The following is a 16712-nucleotide window of genomic DNA, read 5'->3' on the forward strand; positions in this document are numbered from 1 at the left end:
GGCCCGATGAACCTGCTCGCCATCGAAACCTCCACCGAAGCCTGCTCCGTCGCCCTCGTGCACGGCGAGGAAGTGATCGCGCGCAGCGAACTTGCGCCGCGCCGCCACGCCGAGCTGGTGCTGCCGATGGCCGACGCGCTGCTCGCCGAGGCCGGCGTGGGCCGGCATGCGCTGGACGCCATCGCCGTGGGCCGCGGGCCGGGCGCGTTCACCGGCGTGCGCCTCGGCGTGGCGCTGGCGCAGGGCATGGCGCTGGCGCTGGACGTGCCGGTGGTGCCGGTATCCTCGCTGGCCGCGCTGGCGCTGGAGGCGCCGCGCGAGGACGCGGCCATCCTCGCGGTGATCGACGCGCGCATGGGCGAAGTCTACGCGGCCTGCTACCGCCGCGGCGACGACGGCACGCTGCAGCCGCTCGACACGGAGCGCGTGTGCGCCCCCGAGGCACTGGTGCTTCCGGCGGCGGAAGCCTGGCAGGTGGTTGGCAGCGGCTGGGCCGCCTATGCCGAGATATTGCGCGAGCGCCTGGGCGTCGAGCCTCTCGCGGCCGACGGCGCGTGCTATCCGCAGGCGCGGCACGTGGCGGAGCTGGCGGTGCGCGAGTTCCGCGCCGGCCGCGCGCTGCCGCCCGAGCAGGCGCTGCCGGTCTACCTGCGCGACAAGGTGGCGCTGACCCTGGTGGAGCGGGGCAAGGCCTGACGTCCCGGTACCTTCATGTGTAGATAAGGAGCGCGCCTGGCGCGCGACCGGATTTTGCGGCGTCGCCGCTGCGTAGGCTTTTCGCGCGCAAGCGCGCTCCTTACAACTGGCCGATCAACCGCTGCACGGCGAGGCTGGAGAGCGCCACCGCCGCCCACACGCCCAGGCCCAGCAGGATCGGCCGCGCGCCGGTGGTGGCCATGCGGCGCAGGTCGGCGGAGAGGCCGATGGCGGTGAGCGCCATCACGATCAGGAACTCCGCCGCCGCGTGCAGCACCGGCAGCAGCGCCGCCGGGACCAGGCCCGCGGTGCGCAGCGCCGAGGCCACCAGGAACCACAGGATGAACCAGGGGAAGATGCGCCACAGGCTGAAGTCGCCTGCGCCCTGCTTCTTCGCGCGCACCGCCACCGCGACCGCCAGCGCCAGGCACACCGGGATGATCAGCGTGGCGCGGGTGAGCTTGACGATGGTGGCGTAGTCGCCGGCCTGCTTGCTGTAGCTGTAGCCTGCGGCCACCACCGAGGAGGTGTCGTTGATCGCGGTACCCGCCCACAGCCCGAAGCCGAGGTCGGACAGGTGCAGCACGTGCCCCAGCAGCGGGAACAGCAGCACCGCCGCGAGGTTGAACAGGAAGATGGTGGAGATGGCGAAGGCGGTGTCGTGCTCGTCCGGCTTCACGATTGGCGTCACCGCCGCGATGGCCGAGCCGCCGCAGATCGCGGTGCCCACGCCGATCAGGAGCTTCAGCTTGTCGCGCACGCCGAGCAGCCGGCCCAGGCCCCAGGCGGCGAAGAAGGCGGCGGTGACGGTGACCAGCGTCACCGCCAGCGAGTCGAAGCCGGTCTTCGCCACCTGGCCGAGGCTCAAGCCGAAGCCCAGCGCCACGATCGACCACTGCAACACCTGCTTGCCGGCGAACTGGATGCCCGGCGCGAACGCGGCGCCCGGCGCGGCCGCGTTGCGCACCGCCAGCCCCAGCACGATGCCGATCACCGGCCCGCCGAGCAGCGGCGCGAGGCGCCCCAGCCATACCGCGAGCAGCGCGAGGCCGGCGGCCAGGGCGAGCCCGGGCAGGCGTTGCGGCAGGGTGGGCGCGGCGGCGACGGTGGCGTTCATCGGCAGGAAGTCCTTTTGGATGCGGACATTGTCCGGCCGACGGTTCATCAGGAAAACTTAGAATATCTGATGCATGGTATAAATTTGACTTATGCTCAACATCAGTCCGCGTCAGCTCGAAGTGTTCGTGCAGACCGCGCTGCTCGGCAGCGTGCGCGCCGCGGCCGCGCGCGTGCACCTGACCCAGCCGGCGGCCAGCATGGCGCTGGGGGAGCTGGAGCGGCAGCTCGGCGTCACGCTGTTCGACCGCGAGCGCGGCCGGCTGCGCCTCAATGCGCGCGGCCGCGAGCTGCTGCCGCGCGCGCAGGAACTGCTGGAGCGCCACGCCGAATTCGGCCGCCTGGGCGGCGGCGAGGCGGAGGCGCTGGGCGGCGAGCTGCGCATCGGCGCCAGCAACACGGTGGGCAACTACCGCGTGGGCGAGCTGCTGGGCGACTTCGTGCGCGCGCAGCCGCAGGTGGCGATCCGCCTGCGCGTGGGCAACACCGAGACCATCGCCGCGGAACTGCTCGACCACGCGCTCGATGTCGGTTGCGTGGAAGGCCCGGTGACGCACCCGCTGCTGGCGATGCGCCCGTGGCGCGACGATGCGCTGGTGGTGTGCGCGCCGCCCGACCACCCGCTGGCGCGCAAGCGCGGCCTCAAGAGCGCCGACTTCGCCGGCGCGCGCTGGGTGCTGCGCGAGCCCGGCTCCGCCACCCGCGCCACCACCGAGCGCGTGCTGGCGCAGCTTCCCCCCGGCGATACCGTGCTGGAGCTGGACCAGAGCGAGGCGATGAAGCAGGCGGTGGAGGCGGGCCTGGGCATCGCCTGCCTGCCCCAGGTGGCGGTGCGCGACGCCCTTGCCGCCGGCCGCCTCAAGGCGCTCAGGACCCCGTTCCTCGACCTGCGCCGCAAGCTCTCGCTGCTGCTGCATCGGGAGAAATACCGCGGCGCGGTGCTGGAGGCGTTCCTGCGGGCGTTGTGAGGGTAGGACGAGGTGGCGGCGCCATAAAGCCCTTCTCCCGTCGGGAGAGGGGTTGGGGTGAGGGTCCGGCCGGAGCGCAGGCGTGATGGCTTGCGCTTCGTCCGGCCCCTCATCCGCCTGCCGGCACCTTCTCCCGAGGGGAGAAGGGGGCCAGCGCGGGATCGTGAGGCCAAGGCCGGCGTTCACTCCTGACTGCCGGGCTGCGGTGCTCGTCAGTGGCGGAAGGAGGGACGAAAGGCGCGACCGGATGATCCCGGCGGTCTGGACGTCTGGACGTCCATCTTAAGCGAAGGCTTCAGGCCGGCGCGATCTCGGCCAGCAGCGCCTCGACTTCCTCGTAGGTGTTCGCGTGCACCAGGCGCGCCGACTGGCGACGCAGGGCGGCGTGGTCGAGCGCGGCGAGGCGGTCGCGCACGTGCAGGATCTGGCCGGGGTGCATGCTGAACTCGGTGAGGCCGAGCGCCAGCAGCAGGGCGGTGAAGTTGGGGTCGCCGCCGATCTCGCCGCACAGGCTCACTGACTTGCCGGCGCGGCGGCCGGCCGCGATCACATAGGCGATCAGGCGCAGCAGGGCCGGCTGCAGCGGGTTGTAGATGTTGTCCAGGGCGTCGTTGCCGCGGTCGGCGGCGAGCACGTACTGGGCGAGGTCGTTGGTGCCGATGGCGAGGAAGTCGGCGTGCTCCATCAGCGCGCGCACGTTGAGCGCGGCGGCGGGCACCTCGATCATCGCGCCCACCTGGAGCTTCTCCGGCAGGTCCACGTTCTCGCGCTTGAGCTCGGCGCGCGCCAGCTTGAACAGGGTGCGCACGGCGATCAGCTCGTCCGGCTGGGTCACCATCGGCACCAGCACGCGCACCGGGCCGTAGCAGGCGGCGCGCAGGATGGCGCGGATCTGGGTGGTGAACACCGAAGGGTAGCGCAGCGACAGGCGCACGCCGCGCACGCCGAGCGCGGGGTTGTCCTCGCCGCGCAGCACCAGGCCGGCGGCATCGGCCTTGTCGGCGCCCAGGTCGAGCGTGCGGATGGTCACCGGCAGGCCGCCCATGCCGAGCACCAGGTCGCGGTAGGCGATGAACTGCTCGTCTTCCGAGGGCAGCTCCTTCTGGCGCAGGAACAGGAATTCGGTGCGGTACAGGCCCACGCCGTCGGCGCCGCGCGCGCGGGCCATGGCGATGTCGGCCGGCATCTCGGCGTTGGCGAGCAGGCGGACGCCGACGCCGTCGCGGGTGAGGGTGGGCGCATTGGCCAGCGCGGCCAGGCGGCGCCCTTCCTGCGCGGCCTCACGCTGCCAGGCGCGGTAGCGGGCGAGGTCCTGCGCGGTGGGGTGCACGATGATCTCGCCATGCTCGGCGTCGAGCAGGATCAGGTCGTCGTCGTGGATCACCGACAGCGCGTCGCGCGCGCCCACCAGCATCGGCAGGTCGAGGCTGCGGGCGAGGATGGCGCTGTGCGAATACACGCTGCCGGAGGTGGTGAGCGCGCCGAGCAGGCCGCTGCCGGTCAGGTGCGCCATGTCGGCCGGGGCCACGGTGTCGGCCACCAGGATCTCGCCCACGCGCGCGGCCAGCTTGCGTTCCTCACGGGTGGTCTGGCGCTGCAGGGCGGAGATCACGCGGCTGATGACCTGGTCGATGTCCTCCTTGCGGCTGCGCAGGTAGGGATCGTCCATCGCCTCGAACACCTTGACCAGGCGGTCGCGCTGCTTCTTGAGCGCCACGCCGGCGCGGTAGTGGCCGATGCGCACCAGCTCGTCCAGGCCGCGCAGCAGCTCGGCGTCGTCGAGCAGCAGGCTGTGCGCGTCGATGAACTCGTTGACCTCGCGCGCCAGCGCACCGTGCAGCTTGCCGCGCAGCTCATGCAGCTCCTGCCGCGCGATGTCGAGCGCGCGGTGCAGGCGCTCCAGTTCGGCCTCGATCTCCTCCTCGCCCAGCGGGCGGGTGTCCACCAGGTAGCGGCTGGGCTGCACCAGCCGGGCGCGGCCGAGGGCCATGCCGCGGGAGGCGGCGGTGCCGGACAGGGTGTGCCTCATGGGGGCGCCCCTCTGGGGCAGGGAATCGGGAATCGGGAATCGGGAATAGGTAGACCCGGCGGCTTGGCTGCCGCGCGCCCTGCCGCGCCCATTCCCGATTCCCGATTCCCGATTCCCGGCTTCACCGTCACGCGCCCTCGTCGAACTTGCGGTCGAACAGGTCGACCACGGCGTCCAGCGCCGCGGCCTCGTCGGCGCCGTCCGCGCGCACGGTGAGCGGCGTGCCGAGGCCGGCCGCCAGCATCATCACGCCCATGATGCTCTGCGCGTTGACCTCGCGGCCCTTGCTGACCAGCCACACGGTGGACCTGAAGCTGTGCACCAGCTGCACCAGCTTGGCCGAGGCGCGCGCGTGCAGGCCGAGCTTGTTGGAAACGACGATCTCTTTCTCAAGCATGGTCGATCAGGATTCCCCCGCGGCCGCCGCTGGCCGCGATCTGCGCCAGTTCGTCGAGCGGTTTCTCCGCATAGTTGAGCACGCGCAGCAGCATCGGCAGGTTGAGCCCCGACACACAATGCAGATGCACTCCCAGTTCCCCCAGCGACAGGCCGATGTTGCAGGGCGTGGCGCCGTACAGGTCGGCCAGCACCAGCACGCCCTCGCCGCTGTCCAGCTCGCGCGCGTGGCGCTCGGTGAGCGAGCGCATGACGTCGGTGTCGGCCACGGCCGGCACCTCCACCGCATCCACGCGCAGCGGCAGATTGGGCATGACGTGGCGGGCGGCGGAGATCAACGCCTTGCCGACCGCCTCGTGGGTCATCAGCAGCACGCCGACGCTCATGGACGTGCTCCGCTGGGTTCGCTGTGGCGCATGGATCACCCGAGCTCGCGGTGGTAGGTGAGCACGCTCTCATGCTCGCGCAGGGCGCGATAGTGGGCGGCCAGTTTCTCGACCAGGTAGACCGAGCGGTGCCGCCCGCCGGTGCAGCCGATGGCGACGGTGACGTAGCTGCGGTCGTCCTGCTCGAAGCGCGGCAGCCAGGCGTCCAGCCAGCGGGCCGTGTCGTCGAAGTATTCGCGCACCAGCGGCTGCGCTTCCAGGTAGTCGCGCACCGGCGCGTCCTTGCCCGAGAGCGGGCGCAGCGGCGCCTCCCAGTGCGGGTTGGGCAGGCAGCGCGCGTCGAACACGAAGTCCGCGTCCAGCGGCAGGCCGCGGCGGAAGGCGAAGGACTGGAACATCAGCGTGAGCCCGCCGGCGGCCTGGGCGTAGCCGGTGGCGATCAGCCGGCGCAGCTGGTGCACGTTGAGCTCGCTGGAGTCGATCACCTTCTCGGCGATGGCGATCAGCGGACGCAGCAGGCGGCGCTCGGTGGCGATGGCGTCGGCCAGCGACACGCCGCGCAGCGCCAGCGGATGGCGGCGGCGGGTTTCCGAGTAGCGCTTGACCAGCGCCTCGTCGCTGCAGTCGAGGAATACCAGGTGCACCTGCACGCCGCTGGCCGCCAGCGCGGACAGCACGTAGGGCATCTGCTGCAGGTCCTCGCCGGGGTTGCGCACGTCCACGCCCACCGCGATGCGCTGCTGGGCCGGGGCGCGGTTGCGCCGCGCCGACTCCACCAGCTGCGGCAGCAGGCCGGTGGGCAGGTTGTCCACGCAGTAGAAGCCGAGGTCCTCCAGGGCGCGCAGCGCCACCGTCTTGCCGCCGCCGGACATGCCGGTGAGCACGACGAGGTGGATGGCCCTGGCGGCGCTGGGGCTGGTCGGGCTGGATTCGCTCATGCGGTCACCACGGTTGCAGCCGGCGCATCTGGTGCGCCTGGCGGTCGATGAAGGTCTGCGCCGGGTCGATGCCCTTGCTCTTGAGCATGTGGCTGCGCACGGCCGCCTCCACCAGCACGGCGAGGTTGCGGCCCGGTGCCACCGGGATGGTGATCATCGGCACCTGCACCTCGAAGATCTCGCGGTGGCCGACGTCGCCGGTGAGGCGGGCGAGGGCGTCGGTGTCCTCGCCGTCGCGCAGCGGCTTCAGGTGGATCACCAGGCGCAGGTACTTGGACGGCTTGACCGCGGTGTGGCCGAACATCTCGCGCACGTTGAGCACACCCAGGCCCCGCACTTCGAGCAGGTCCTGCAGCAGTTCGGGGCAGTTGCCGTCGATCACGTCGGGGGCGATCAGGGTGAACTCGGTGGCGTCGTCGGCCACCAGGCGGTGGCCGCGGCTGATCAGCTCCAGCGCCAGCTCGCTCTTGCCGGAGCCCGATTCGCCGGTGATCAGCACGCCGATGGAGAACACCTCCAGGAACACGCCGTGCAGGGTGATGCGCGGCGCCAGCATGCGCGCCAGGTGGTATTGCAGCCAGGTGAGCAGCTCGTGGCCGCGCTTGGAGCTGATCCACAGCGGGGTGTCGGTTTCCTCCGCCACCTCGCGCAGGTCGGCGGGGATCGGCTGGTCCTTGGTCACGATCAGCGCCACCGGGCGCGAGGCGGCGATCTTGTGGATCACCTCCCAGCGGGAGCGCGAGTCGAGGCCGTCGAGGAAGTTCAGCTCCTCGGTGCCGATGATCTGCACCTTGTTGGGGTAGATCACGTTGAGGTAGCCGATCAGCGAGGGGCGGCGGCTGGTGGTGGCGCCGCGTTCGAGCACGCGGCCCTCGCCGCGCATGCCGGACACCCAGCGCAGCGCCATGCGCTCGTGGACGCCGTCGAACAGTTGTCGTGCGGTGAGCCGGTCCAAGCCTTCGGTTCCTGTGCCGTAGGCGCCTATTGTGCCAGTTCGGCCCGCCGACCGCCGTGCGGGCGGGGTGCGGCGAACCGTCGTCCGCGGCGGGGCGGCAAGGCGGGTGGCCTGCTTTCCCGGCGAATCGCGCGAAGACGCCGCGAGGCGCGCCGGATGAAGGGGAGGGGGCCGGCGTCTCGATCCCCGGCGCCGCGCTCCGCTCCACGGCCGGCGCCGCGCAACGGGAGGGCTTTCGGGCTTTTGGGGCGAGCGCCAAAACGAACACGGCCCGCCGAAGTGGCGGGCCGCATCCATAGGCCGGGGCGGGAGGTTCAGACGAACTGGTGCTGTTCCTCGCGCACGGCGCGTTGCTGCTTGTTGGTGACCTTTTGTCGGTGCTTTCGCAACTGGGCGGCCAGCTTGTCGAACAGCAGATCGATCGAGGCGTACATGTTCGGCTCGGCCGCCTCGGCATGGAGCTTGGCGCCGTTGACGGTGAGGGTGCCGTCGGCGCGCTGCTGCAAGCGGTCGACCGAGAGCACGATGGCGAGATTGATGGATTTCTCGTCGAGGCGAGTCAAGCGGTCGAGCTTGGCGGTGGCGTAGTCGCGCAGGGCCTGGGTCACTTCGATCTGCTGGCCGCTGAGTTGGAATTGCATAAGCGCCTCCTGGGTAGTTGCCGCCTGCGGCGGCGTGGTAGCGACACGGCGTCGGATCGCCGCATCCTCGACTCAACTTTTGCGCTCGCTCTTTCGTGAAGCAAGACGCCCGCAGTGCGCGCAAGTTCCCGCGCGTTCAGCCGGCGCGCTGGCGTTCGCTGGAGCTGGGGATACGCAGGGCCTCCCGGTATTTGGCTACGGTGCGGCGCGCCACCTGGATGCCCTTGCGGCGCAGTTCCTCGGCGATCGCCTGGTCGGAGAACGGTTTGCGCGGGTCTTCCGCGTCGATCAGCTTGCGCAGCATGGCCTGGATCGCGGTGGCGGACGCGCCGCCGCCGTCCTCGGTGGACACGCCGCTGGAGAAGAAATACTTGAGCTCGAAGGTGCCGCGCGGGGTGTGGATGTATTTGCGCGTGGTGACGCGGGAGATGGTGGACTCGTGCATGCCCACTTCCTCCGCCACCTCGCGCAGCACCAGCGGGTGCATCGCCTCGGGGCCGTAGTCGAGGAAGGCGCTCTGCCGGTGCACGATCGCCTCGGCCACCTTGAGCAGGGTCTCGGCGCGCGATTCGAGGCTTTTCAGCAGCCAGCGCGCCTCCTGCAACTGGCCGCGCATCCAGCTCGCATCCGCGCCGCGGGCCTGCGCGATCAGGCTGCAGTAGTGCTGGTTGAGGCCCACGCGCGGCTGGCAGTCCGGGTTGAGCGCCACGCGCCAGCGGTTGCCGTCCTTGAGCGCGTAGACGTCCGGCACGACGTATTCCACCGGCGTGGTGTCCAGCGCCGCGCCGGGGCGCGGGTCCAGGCCGCGGATCAGTAGCGAGGCGGCGGTCACGTCCTCCTCGGCGGCGCGCAGGCGGCGGGCCAGGCGGGCGATGTCGTTGCGGGCCAGCAGTTCCAGCTCGCCTTCCACGATGGCCAGCGCCAGTTCGCGCCGCGGCGTGTCGGGGGCGAGCTGTTCCAGCTGCGCGCCCAGGCAGTCGCGCAGGTCGAGGCTGGCGATGCCGGCGGGGTCGAAGCGCTGCACCTGCCGGCGCACGGCCTCCACTTCCTCGAGGGTGGCGTGCAGGTGCGGCGGCAGCGCGGCGAGCACGCCGTCGAGGCCGTCGCTGAGGTAGCCGTCGCCGTTCAGCGCGTCGATGATGACGGTGGCGATGGCTTGCTCGCGGGCGCTGAAGGGTGCGAGGTTAAGCTGCCAAAGCAGGTGTTCCTGCAGCGACTCGGGGGCGGCGCGCTGCGGCTCGAAGTCGTCCTCGCCGCGGGCGGCGGAGCCGTTGCCGAAGCTGCCGAGGCTGAAGTCGATCGGCGCCTCGCCGGCGCCGTCGCCGTCGGCCCAGGCCGGCGCTTCGTCGGGGTCGTGGTCGGCCGCGGAGGCGGCCGGCGCGGCGGCCGCGCCGTCGTAGGCCTCGGCGTGTTCCTCGGCGGTTTCCTCCTGTGCCTCGACCTCTTCCAGCTCAAGCAGCGGGTTGCTCTCGGCGATCTGGCGCAACTCGACCTCGAGCTCCAGCTGCGACAGTTGCAGCAACCGGATCGCCTGCTGCAGCTGCGGCGTCAGGGTGAGCTGCTGGTTGAGGCGGAACTGCAGTCCGGGTTTCATGCCTGCCGGGTCTGGGTACTACTCGGAGGGTCATCCTAACCCGTCGCCTGTTAGGCGGCCATAGTGGTCCGCCTAGGCCGTTCGGTGGGATATCGCGGGGGTCAGAGGCGGAACTCGCGCCCCAGGTAGACCTCGCGCACCTTCTCGTCGGCGAGGATGTGCGCCGGCGTGCCGCGCGAGAGCACCTCGCCGTCGTTCAGGATGTAGGCGCGGTCGCAGATGCCCAGCGTCTCGCGCACGTTGTGGTCGGTGATCAGCACACCGATGCCGCGCTCCTTGAGGTGCCGCACGATGCGCTGGATCTCGCCCACCGAGATCGGGTCGACGCCGGCGAAGGGCTCGTCCAGCAGCATGTAGCGCGGCTCGGCGGCCAGCGCGCGGGCGATCTCCACGCGCCGGCGCTCGCCGCCGGAGAGGCTGATGCCCTTCTGGTCGGCGATGTGGGCGATCTTGAGCTCGTCCAGCAGGCTCTCCAATTGGCCGCTGCGCTGGCGCGCGTCCAGGCCCTCGCGCAGCTCCAGCACCGCCATGATGTTGTCGGCCACGGTGAGGCGGCGGAACACCGAGGGCTCCTGCGGCAGGTAGCCGATGCCCAGCCGGGCCCGCTGGTGCATCGGCAGGCCGGTGATGTCCTGCTTGTCCAGGCGGATCGTGCCGGCGTCGGCCTCGACCAGGCCCACCACCATGTAGAAGCAGGTGGTCTTGCCGGCGCCGTTGGGGCCGAGCAGGCCCACCACCTCGCCCTGGCGGATGGAGAAGCCGAAATCGCGCACGACCTGGCGCGAGCGGTAGCGTTTCTGCAGGCCTTCGGCGGACAGCATCGATCACTTGCCCCCGGTGGGCGCGGGCTGGGCCGGGGCGGGCTTGGCCGGCGCGCCGGCCGGCTGCTTGTTCTTGGGCAGGAAGGTCATATGCACACGCCCGTCGGTGCCGCTGGAGCCGGTCATCTCGCTGGTCTGCGTGTTGTAGGTGAGCTTGTCGCCGTGCGCCTCGCCGCGGCCCTGCTGCTTGACGACGGCGTTGCCGGTGAGCACGGCGATGCCGTTGATGTTGTCGTAGTCCAGCGTGGCCGCGTCGCCCTGCATCAGGTTGTTGCTGTCGTCCAGCTGCTGCACGTGCGCCGGCTTGCCGGTGACCACGATGCGGCTGATGTTCTCCTCGGCGTCGAAGTACACCTTGGCGAGGTCGCCGGTGAGCTTGAGCGTGCCCTGGGTGATGATCACGTTGCCGGTCAGCGTGCTGATGCTGTTGGGCTTCTGGAAGCCGTTGAAGGAGTTCGCGTTCTCCACGTTCATGGGCTTGTTGCGGTCGTCCTGCTTGGCGAGGGCGGGCAGGGCGGCGAGCAGTCCGAGCGCCAGGGTGGCGGCCTTAAGAACGCTTGCGTTGGCGCGGCGGGAAAGTGGCGCGGACATCATTGAGCAGCTCCAGATGCTTGTCGTTGAGGTTGGCACGCATGCCAACCCCGCTCATTGTACTGGCGCCCTGCACCATCAGGGCCGGCGCGGCGGTTTCCATGCGGTTGTCCTTGGGCCAGGCGGTGACGTCGCTGGTGTGCAGGTCGGCCGCGGCGGTGTCGGCGTAGGCGGGGCGGTGCATGTTCACCTTGCCCTGCAGCTTGATCACGGTGCCGCTCTTGTCGACCCAGCCGTACTGGGAGTCGCCCTTCCAGTCGGGCACGCCCGGGTCCTTGGAGGGCAGGTCGAAGCGGGGCGCGTTGAGGTAGAGCGAGTCGTCGCCCTCGCGCCGGTCCGCGCGCGGGCCGTTGAGGCGCAGCGAGGGCAGGCCGTCCTGGCCGTAGACCTCGCCGTTGAAGTTGTACAGCGTGTAGCCCGAGCGCGGCGGGCCGACGAAGTCGTTGGACCTGGGGCCCGGGCCGATCCACCACAGCAGCAGCTGGCCCGCGCCCGTGGCGATCGCCAGCACCACGATGGCGGCCGGCAGGCGGCGGTCGCGCAGCCAGGCGAGCGGGTTCATCGCCAGCGCTCCCGCTCGGCGTCGCCCTTGCCCTGCGCCTGGATGATCAGGTCGCACACCTCGCGCACGGCGCCGTGACCGCCGGGCAGGCGGGTCTGCCAGTGCGCCGCCTCGCTCACCCACGGGTGCGCGTTGGCCACCGCCACCGCGAGCCCGGCGAGGCGCATCGGCGGCAGGTCGGGCAGGTCGTCGCCCACGAAGGCGGCCTGCTCGGGCGCGAGGCCGAGCGCGTCGAGCAGTTCTTCGAGGGTGGCGCGCTTGTCGCCCTGGCCCTGGTAGACGTGGGCGATGCCCAGCTCCTCCATGCGCAGCGTCACCGGGTGGCTGATCCGCGCGCTGCAGATCGCCACCTGCACGCCGTTGGCCTGCAGGCGCTTCAGGCCGAGCCCGTCGTGCACGTGGAAGATCTTGGCCTCGTGGCCGTCCTCGCCGTACCACAGGCGGCCGTCGGTGAGGGTGCCGTCCACGTCGAACACCGCCAGGCGGATGCGGGCGGCGCGGGCGAGGACGTCGGCGGGAAGGTCGGAGAGGTAGCTCATGCGTGGCGAGGGATGCGGGAGGTCAGGGCCGGTGCGTCGGTCGGGGGGAGCGCCGCTGGCGCGTCGGGGCCGCGGCGCGGTCCGGGCCGGCAAGCTTATCGGATCGGGACGGCGCTGCGGCCTCGTGGTTCAGCCATCCGGCCGTGTCCGGCGGCTTTCGCCATCAGACCACGCGCGCACGGAGCAGGTCGTGAATGTTGAGCGCGCCGACCACGCGATGGTCGCCGTCCACCACCAGCAGGGCGTGGATCTGGTGCTTCTCCATCAGCTGGGCGGCCTCGATGGCCAGCTTGTCGGCGGTGATGGTCTTGGGGCGGTGGGTCATCAGGTCGGCCACGGCGACGCTGCGCAGGTCCACGGCGTCGTCGTCGAGCGCGCGGCGCAGGTCGCCGTCGGTGAACACGCCGGTCAGGCGGCCTTGTGCATCGACCACCGCGGTCATGCCCAGGTGCTTGTGGGTCATCTCCACCAGCGCCTCGGCGAGGCTGGCGCCCTGGCCGATGCTGGGGATGCCCGCGCCGGTGTGCATGACGTCGCTGATCCGCAGCAGCAGGCGCCGGCCCAGGCTGCCGGCAGGGTGGGAGCGGGCGAAGTCCTCCGAGGTGAAGCCGCGCGCCTCGAGCAGGGACACCGCCAGCGCGTCGCCCATCACCAGGCAGGCGGTGGTGCTGGTGGTCGGCGCCAGGCCCAGCGGGCAGGCCTCGGCGGCCACGCTCACGTCCAGGTGCACGTTGGCCTGGGTGGCCAGCGAGGAGCGCGCGTTGCCGGTCATGGCGACCAGCACGGTGCCCTGGCGCTTGAGCACGGGCAGGATGAACAGCAGCTCGTCGGTCTCGCCCGAGTAGGACACCGCCAGCACCACGTCCTGCGGCTGGATCATCCCCAGGTCGCCATGGCTGGCCTCGCCCGGGTGCACGAAGAAGGCCGGCGTGCCGGTGGAGGCGAGGGTGGCGGCGATCTTGCGGCCGATGTGGCCGGACTTGCCCATGCCCGACACCACCACCCGGCCCTGGCAGCCGAGGATGGCGCGGCAGGCTTCCACGAAATCCCGCCCGATGCGCGGCTCCAGCGCGCGGATCGCGGCGGCCTCGGCGGCGATCACCGTGCGCGCGCTGCGCACCACGGCGTCCGAATCCAGTTCGACGGGGGCGTGCGGAGCGATGCGTGCGTTCATGAGTCCTCGTTCTCCATGGGCGATGCCCGGGGCATGCACGCCGCGGCGCCGCGGACGAGCGCGGCATTTCTGTGGCCGCGGATTTCCATTACCATGACATATTCGCATTTTAACGTCATATCCCGGCGTGTTGGATTCAGTATCCGTTCCGGATGCGGACGCACCGTCGACGACCCTCCCGATTTGGATACACGATGGACGCTGAGCGCATCCAGGCATTGATCGAACAGGGCCTGCCCGGCGCCCGGGCCGAGGTCAGCGGCGACGACGGCGTGCACTTCGAGGCCACCGTGGTGGCCGGCCAGTTCGCCGGCAAGCTGCCGCTGGCCCGGCACCGGCTGGTCTACGCCACGCTGGGCGACCTGATGGGCGGCGCGATCCACGCGCTGGCGCTCAAGACCCTGACGCCGGACGAGGCCGGGAATCGGGAATAGGGAGTCGGGAGTCGCAAAAGCGATCCCGCGCCCTCACCGCTCCGGCTCTTCCCATTCCCTATTTCCCATTCCCGACTCCCTAGCTCCCCATGGCCAAAATCCTCATCAGCGGCGGCGAGCCGCTTCGCGGCGAAGTCACCATTTCCGGCGCCAAGAACGCCGTGCTGCCCATCCTCGCCGCCTGCCTGCTCGCCGACGAGCCGGTGACGATCAGCAACGTGCCGCACCTGCACGACGTCACCACCTTCATCGAACTGCTCGGCCGCATGGGCGTGCAGCTGGTGCTGGACGACCGCATGAAGATCCACGTGGACCCGCGCAGCATCGACAGCTTCGTGGCGCCCTACGACCTGGTGCGCACCATGCGCGCCTCGATCCTGGTGCTGGGGCCGCTGGTGGCGCGCTTCGGCGAGGCGGAAGTCTCGCTGCCCGGCGGCTGCGCGATCGGCTCGCGCCCGGTGGACCAGCACATCCGCGGCCTGCACGCGCTGGGCGCGGAGGTCACAGTGGCCAACGGCTACATCAAGGCCCGCGCCAAGCGGCTCAAGGGCGCGCGCATCGCCATGGACATGGTCACCGTCACCGGCACCGAGAACATCATGATGGCGGCGGTGCTGGCCGAGGGCACCACCATCATCGAGAACGCCGCACAGGAGCCGGAGGTGGTGGACCTCGCCCACTGCCTCAATGCGATGGGCGCGCAGATCGAGGGCGCCGGCACCGCCACGCTGGTGATCCACGGCGTGGAGCGCCTGCACGGCGCCGAATACGAAGTGCTGCCCGACCGCATCGAGACCGGCACCTTCCTGGTCGGCGCGGCGATGACCGGCGGCAAGGTGCGCACCCGCGGCGCCCGCGCCGACACCATGACCGCGGTGCTGAGCAAGCTGGAGGAAACCGGCGCGCACATCAGCAGCGGCGCGGACTGGATCGAGCTGGACATGGGCGGGCGCCGCCCGCGCGCGGTGGACATCGTCACCGCGCCATACCCGGCGTTTCCCACCGACATGCAGGCGCAGTTCACCGCGCTCAACTGCATCGCCGAGGGCGTGGGCGTGATCACCGAGACGGTGTTCGAGAACCGCTTCATGCACGCGCACGAGCTGCAGCGCCTGGGCGCGGACATCCGCCTGGAGGGCAACACCGCCATCATCCACGGCGTGGACAAGATGAGCGGCGCGCCGATCATGGCCACCGACCTGCGCGCCTCGGCCTGCCTGGTGCTGGCCGGCCTGGTCGCCGACGGCGACACCACGGTGGACCGCGTGTACCACATCGACCGCGGCTACGAGAACATCGAGGAGAAGCTCGGCGTGCTGGGCGCGCGGATCCGCCGCCTGCCGAGCTGAGCGCATCGGGTGGTTGAAGAAAAAAAGGCCGGCGCGATGCCGGCCTTTTTCATGTCCCGGTGAAGGGGCTCAGGGGCTGCGGTAGCTCACCAGCTGCAGCTCCAGGTTGCCGCCGTCCTGCTGGGTCAGCTTCACCGGCACCGGGTACTGCCGGGGCACGTACCAGGCGCTGAAGGCGCGGTCGCTGTCGGTGCGTTCCACGCGCTCGGCCTGGAAGCGGCCGGCCGGCACCTGCACGGACTCGGTGGCGGCCACCTTGAAGTGCTGGTTCTCCACGTTCTTGCGCACGGCCACCGGCAGCGAGACTTCCTGCCTGCCGGCGCCGAGCGCGAGGCCCACGGCCAGCGGCGCGCTGTTGCGGTCGACCAGGCCGGGCGCGGTGGGGTAGCGGGTCGGGCCCTTGCCTTCGTCCACCGTCACCTGCCTGGCGTTCCAGTCCACCGTGACGTGGCGCTGCTTGCTGCGGATGGCGGCGTTCATGCGGTAGTCGTAGCTCACCGTCTCGGGGGCGCCGCCGTTCCAGCGCAGGCGGGTGGTTTCGCTGGAGCTGGCGCCGAGCGCGGCGGCGAGGCCGGCGGTGCCGCGGGTGGCGTTGCTGTATTCCCAGTTGCCGTCGCCGAGCGGCTTGAGGCTGACGGTGGCCTCGCCGATCGCCTGGCCGTCCTGGAGCACCTGGTACTGCGCGGTGAACGGCGCGGGCGCGGTGGCGGCCACGGCCGTGGCGGTGGTGAAGGCCAGCGCGAGGCCGGCGGCGAAGCTGCGCAAACGGGTCGGGGTAGTCATGCGCCCGAGTCTACGGGAGGAGCCTGAACGGGCCGTGCAGATTCGCGCAAACGCTTACGGAACCCGCCGTGCTTACGGAGCGAGCCGGTCGCCGTCGAGGCGCAGCGGCGCGGGCAGGCGCTCGCCGTCGAGGGCGACGCCGTCGGGCGGCAGCAGGGCCAGGCGCTGCGCCGCGATCAGGCGCACCACGGCGGGCAGCAGCCGGTGTTCCAGCACCAGCAGGCGCGCGGCGAGGCGGTGCTCGTCGTCGCCGGGCTCGATCGGCAGCCGCGCCTGGGCGATCACCGGACCGCCGTCGAGTTCGGCGGTGACGTAGTGCACGCTGGCGCCATGCTCGGGGTCGCCGGCTTCCAGTGCGCGGCGGTGCGTGTGCAGGCCGCGGTACTTGGGCAGCAGCGAGGGGTGGATGTTGATCATCCGGCCCACCCACGGCGCCAATGCCTCGCCGTCGAGGATGCGCATGAAGCCGGCCAGCACCAGCAGGTCCGCGCCGCTGGCGGCGAGGCGCGCGAACAGGTCGAGGTCGAAGTCGCGCCGGCTCGGGTAGCTGCGCGGGTCGAGCGCCAGCGAGGGCACGCCGGCGGCCTCGGCCAGGCGCAGCGCGCCCGCCTCGGCCTTGTCGCTGGCCACCAGCACGAACTCCACCGGCAGCTCGCCGCGCGCGTGCGCGTCGAGCAGCGCGGCGAGGTTGCTGCCGCGGCCGGAGGCGAGGAGGGCGATGCGCAGGGGTGGGCTCATGG

19 protein-coding genes are annotated in these 16712 nt (G+C 71.2%); 4 read left to right on the forward strand and 15 right to left on the reverse strand.

All coding sequences use genetic code 11. The features are described 5' to 3' along the window. Window positions 1-6 precede the first annotated feature (6 nt). The gene (gene tsaB / locus ACH65_RS05830) at window positions 7-696 is read left to right on the forward strand and encodes a tRNA (adenosine(37)-N6)-threonylcarbamoyltransferase complex dimerization subunit type 1 TsaB (RefSeq protein ID WP_049621643.1); all 690 of its coding nucleotides are present in this window, start codon (window positions 7-9) and stop codon (window positions 694-696) included. A 100-nt stretch (window positions 697-796) separates the two neighbouring features. Here tsaB and ACH65_RS05835 read toward each other — a convergent pair whose 3' ends face one another. After that, the gene (locus ACH65_RS05835; RefSeq protein WP_049621644.1) at window positions 797-1813 is read right to left on the reverse strand and encodes a YeiH family protein; all 1017 of its coding nucleotides are present in this window, start codon (window positions 1811-1813) and stop codon (window positions 797-799) included. Window positions 1814-1904: 91 nt separating this feature from the next. Here ACH65_RS05835 and ACH65_RS05840 point away from each other — a divergent pair, with 91 nt between their 5' ends. After that, window positions 1905-2780, forward strand: coding sequence for a LysR family transcriptional regulator (locus tag ACH65_RS05840; protein WP_049621645.1), 876 nt, complete (start codon window positions 1905-1907; stop codon window positions 2778-2780). Window positions 2781-3075: 295 nt separating this feature from the next. On the opposite strand, the gene ptsP is transcribed toward ACH65_RS05840, so the two are convergent. The 12 genes from ptsP to ACH65_RS05900 form a co-directional block, all read right to left on the reverse strand. Continuing rightward, a complete protein-coding gene (gene ptsP / locus ACH65_RS05845; protein WP_049621646.1) occupies window positions 3076-4809 on the reverse strand; it encodes a phosphoenolpyruvate--protein phosphotransferase in 1734 nt (577 codons plus the stop codon). Window positions 4810-4936: 127 nt separating this feature from the next. Beyond that, window positions 4937-5206, reverse strand: coding sequence for an HPr family phosphocarrier protein (locus tag ACH65_RS05850; protein WP_049621647.1), 270 nt, complete (start codon window positions 5204-5206; stop codon window positions 4937-4939). Continuing rightward, window positions 5199-5591, reverse strand: coding sequence for a PTS sugar transporter subunit IIA (locus tag ACH65_RS05855; protein WP_049621648.1), 393 nt, complete (start codon window positions 5589-5591; stop codon window positions 5199-5201). Before ACH65_RS05855 ends, ACH65_RS05850 begins: the two co-directional genes overlap by 8 nt. Window positions 5592-5626: 35 nt before the next feature. Beyond that, a complete protein-coding gene (gene rapZ, locus ACH65_RS05860; RefSeq protein ID WP_049621649.1) occupies window positions 5627-6529 on the reverse strand; it encodes an RNase adapter RapZ in 903 nt (300 codons plus the stop codon). 4 nt (window positions 6530-6533) lie between these two features. Continuing rightward, window positions 6534-7484: an HPr(Ser) kinase/phosphatase gene (gene hprK, locus ACH65_RS05865; protein ID WP_082190162.1), complete on the reverse strand. Its 951-nt coding sequence runs from the start codon at window positions 7482-7484 to the stop codon at window positions 6534-6536. A gap of 314 nt (window positions 7485-7798) precedes the next feature. Beyond that, window positions 7799-8125, reverse strand: a complete 327-nt coding sequence (hpf, locus tag ACH65_RS05870) for a ribosome hibernation-promoting factor, HPF/YfiA family (protein WP_049621650.1) — start codon at window positions 8123-8125, stop codon at window positions 7799-7801. Window positions 8126-8261: 136 nt separating this feature from the next. After that, on the reverse strand, window positions 8262-9719 hold the full coding sequence (locus tag ACH65_RS05875) for an RNA polymerase factor sigma-54 (protein ID WP_049621651.1): 1458 nt from the start codon (window positions 9717-9719) through the stop codon (window positions 8262-8264). A gap of 101 nt (window positions 9720-9820) precedes the next feature. Beyond that, the gene (lptB, locus tag ACH65_RS05880) at window positions 9821-10540 is read right to left on the reverse strand and encodes an LPS export ABC transporter ATP-binding protein (RefSeq protein WP_049621652.1); all 720 of its coding nucleotides are present in this window, start codon (window positions 10538-10540) and stop codon (window positions 9821-9823) included. A 3-nt stretch (window positions 10541-10543) separates the two neighbouring features. Continuing rightward, window positions 10544-11134 carry a lipopolysaccharide transport periplasmic protein LptA gene (gene lptA / locus ACH65_RS05885; protein WP_049621653.1) on the reverse strand — a complete coding sequence of 197 codons (591 nt, stop codon included), beginning with the start codon at window positions 11132-11134 and terminating at the stop codon, window positions 10544-10546. Then, window positions 11088-11693, reverse strand: a complete 606-nt coding sequence (gene lptC / locus ACH65_RS05890) for an LPS export ABC transporter periplasmic protein LptC (RefSeq protein WP_049621654.1) — start codon at window positions 11691-11693, stop codon at window positions 11088-11090. Before lptC ends, lptA begins: the two co-directional genes overlap by 47 nt. Continuing rightward, window positions 11690-12232, reverse strand: coding sequence for a KdsC family phosphatase (locus ACH65_RS05895; protein WP_049621655.1), 543 nt, complete (start codon window positions 12230-12232; stop codon window positions 11690-11692). Before ACH65_RS05895 ends, lptC begins: the two co-directional genes overlap by 4 nt. 163 nt (window positions 12233-12395) lie before the next feature. After that, window positions 12396-13406, reverse strand: a complete 1011-nt coding sequence (locus ACH65_RS05900) for a KpsF/GutQ family sugar-phosphate isomerase (protein ID WP_049621656.1) — start codon at window positions 13404-13406, stop codon at window positions 12396-12398. Between the two features lie 194 nt (window positions 13407-13600). Between ACH65_RS05900 and ACH65_RS05905 the strand changes: the two genes are divergently transcribed. Both ACH65_RS05905 and murA read left to right on the forward strand, forming a co-directional pair. Continuing rightward, window positions 13601-13840, forward strand: a complete 240-nt coding sequence (locus ACH65_RS05905) for a BolA family protein (RefSeq protein ID WP_049621657.1) — start codon at window positions 13601-13603, stop codon at window positions 13838-13840. A gap of 89 nt (window positions 13841-13929) precedes the next feature. Then, on the forward strand, window positions 13930-15189 hold the full coding sequence (murA, locus tag ACH65_RS05910; RefSeq protein ID WP_049621658.1) for a UDP-N-acetylglucosamine 1-carboxyvinyltransferase: 1260 nt from the start codon (window positions 13930-13932) through the stop codon (window positions 15187-15189). Between the two features lie 69 nt (window positions 15190-15258). Here the strand turns inward: murA and ACH65_RS05915 are convergent, their stop codons facing one another. Together ACH65_RS05915 and purN are read right to left on the reverse strand one after the other, a co-directional pair. Next, window positions 15259-15972 (reverse strand): DUF3108 domain-containing protein, encoded by a 714-nt coding sequence (locus ACH65_RS05915; RefSeq protein WP_053096176.1) that lies wholly within the window; start codon window positions 15970-15972, stop codon window positions 15259-15261. Window positions 15973-16044: 72 nt separating this feature from the next. Continuing rightward, a complete protein-coding gene (gene purN, locus ACH65_RS05920; RefSeq protein WP_049621659.1) occupies window positions 16045-16710 on the reverse strand; it encodes a phosphoribosylglycinamide formyltransferase in 666 nt (221 codons plus the stop codon). Window positions 16711-16712: the final 2 nt, after the last annotated feature.

Origin of the sequence: Frateuria defendens (assembly GCF_001182895.1) — a bacterium.
In the GTDB taxonomy this organism is placed as follows: Bacteria; Pseudomonadota; Gammaproteobacteria; order Xanthomonadales; family Rhodanobacteraceae; genus Frateuria_B; species Frateuria_B defendens.

Excerpts from the sequence above, each read along its gene's own strand:
- tsaB (WP_049621643.1), top strand. The coding sequence starts at position 7 with ATGAACCTGCTCGCCATCGAAACCTCCACCGAAGCCTGCTCCGTCGCC.
- ACH65_RS05835 (WP_049621644.1), bottom strand. The coding sequence starts at position 1,813 with ATGAACGCCACCGTCGCCGCCGCGCCCACCCTGCCGCAACGCCTGCCC.
- ACH65_RS05840 (WP_049621645.1), top strand. The coding sequence starts at position 1,905 with ATGCTCAACATCAGTCCGCGTCAGCTCGAAGTGTTCGTGCAGACCGCG.
- ptsP (WP_049621646.1), bottom strand. The coding sequence starts at position 4,809 with ATGAGGCACACCCTGTCCGGCACCGCCGCCTCCCGCGGCATGGCCCTC.
- ACH65_RS05850 (WP_049621647.1), bottom strand. The coding sequence starts at position 5,206 with ATGCTTGAGAAAGAGATCGTCGTTTCCAACAAGCTCGGCCTGCACGCG.
- ACH65_RS05855 (WP_049621648.1), bottom strand. The coding sequence starts at position 5,591 with ATGAGCGTCGGCGTGCTGCTGATGACCCACGAGGCGGTCGGCAAGGCG.
- rapZ (WP_049621649.1), bottom strand. The coding sequence starts at position 6,529 with ATGAGCGAATCCAGCCCGACCAGCCCCAGCGCCGCCAGGGCCATCCAC.
- hpf (WP_049621650.1), bottom strand. The coding sequence starts at position 8,125 with ATGCAATTCCAACTCAGCGGCCAGCAGATCGAAGTGACCCAGGCCCTG.
- ACH65_RS05875 (WP_049621651.1), bottom strand. The coding sequence starts at position 9,719 with ATGAAACCCGGACTGCAGTTCCGCCTCAACCAGCAGCTCACCCTGACG.
- lptB (WP_049621652.1), bottom strand. The coding sequence starts at position 10,540 with ATGCTGTCCGCCGAAGGCCTGCAGAAACGCTACCGCTCGCGCCAGGTC.
- lptA (WP_049621653.1), bottom strand. The coding sequence starts at position 11,134 with ATGATGTCCGCGCCACTTTCCCGCCGCGCCAACGCAAGCGTTCTTAAG.
- lptC (WP_049621654.1), bottom strand. The coding sequence starts at position 11,693 with ATGAACCCGCTCGCCTGGCTGCGCGACCGCCGCCTGCCGGCCGCCATC.
- ACH65_RS05895 (WP_049621655.1), bottom strand. The coding sequence starts at position 12,232 with ATGAGCTACCTCTCCGACCTTCCCGCCGACGTCCTCGCCCGCGCCGCC.
- ACH65_RS05900 (WP_049621656.1), bottom strand. The coding sequence starts at position 13,406 with ATGAACGCACGCATCGCTCCGCACGCCCCCGTCGAACTGGATTCGGAC.
- ACH65_RS05905 (WP_049621657.1), top strand. The coding sequence starts at position 13,601 with ATGGACGCTGAGCGCATCCAGGCATTGATCGAACAGGGCCTGCCCGGC.
- murA (WP_049621658.1), top strand. The coding sequence starts at position 13,930 with ATGGCCAAAATCCTCATCAGCGGCGGCGAGCCGCTTCGCGGCGAAGTC.
- ACH65_RS05915 (WP_053096176.1), bottom strand. The coding sequence starts at position 15,972 with ATGACTACCCCGACCCGTTTGCGCAGCTTCGCCGCCGGCCTCGCGCTG.
- purN (WP_049621659.1), bottom strand. The coding sequence starts at position 16,710 with ATGAGCCCACCCCTGCGCATCGCCCTCCTCGCCTCCGGCCGCGGCAGC.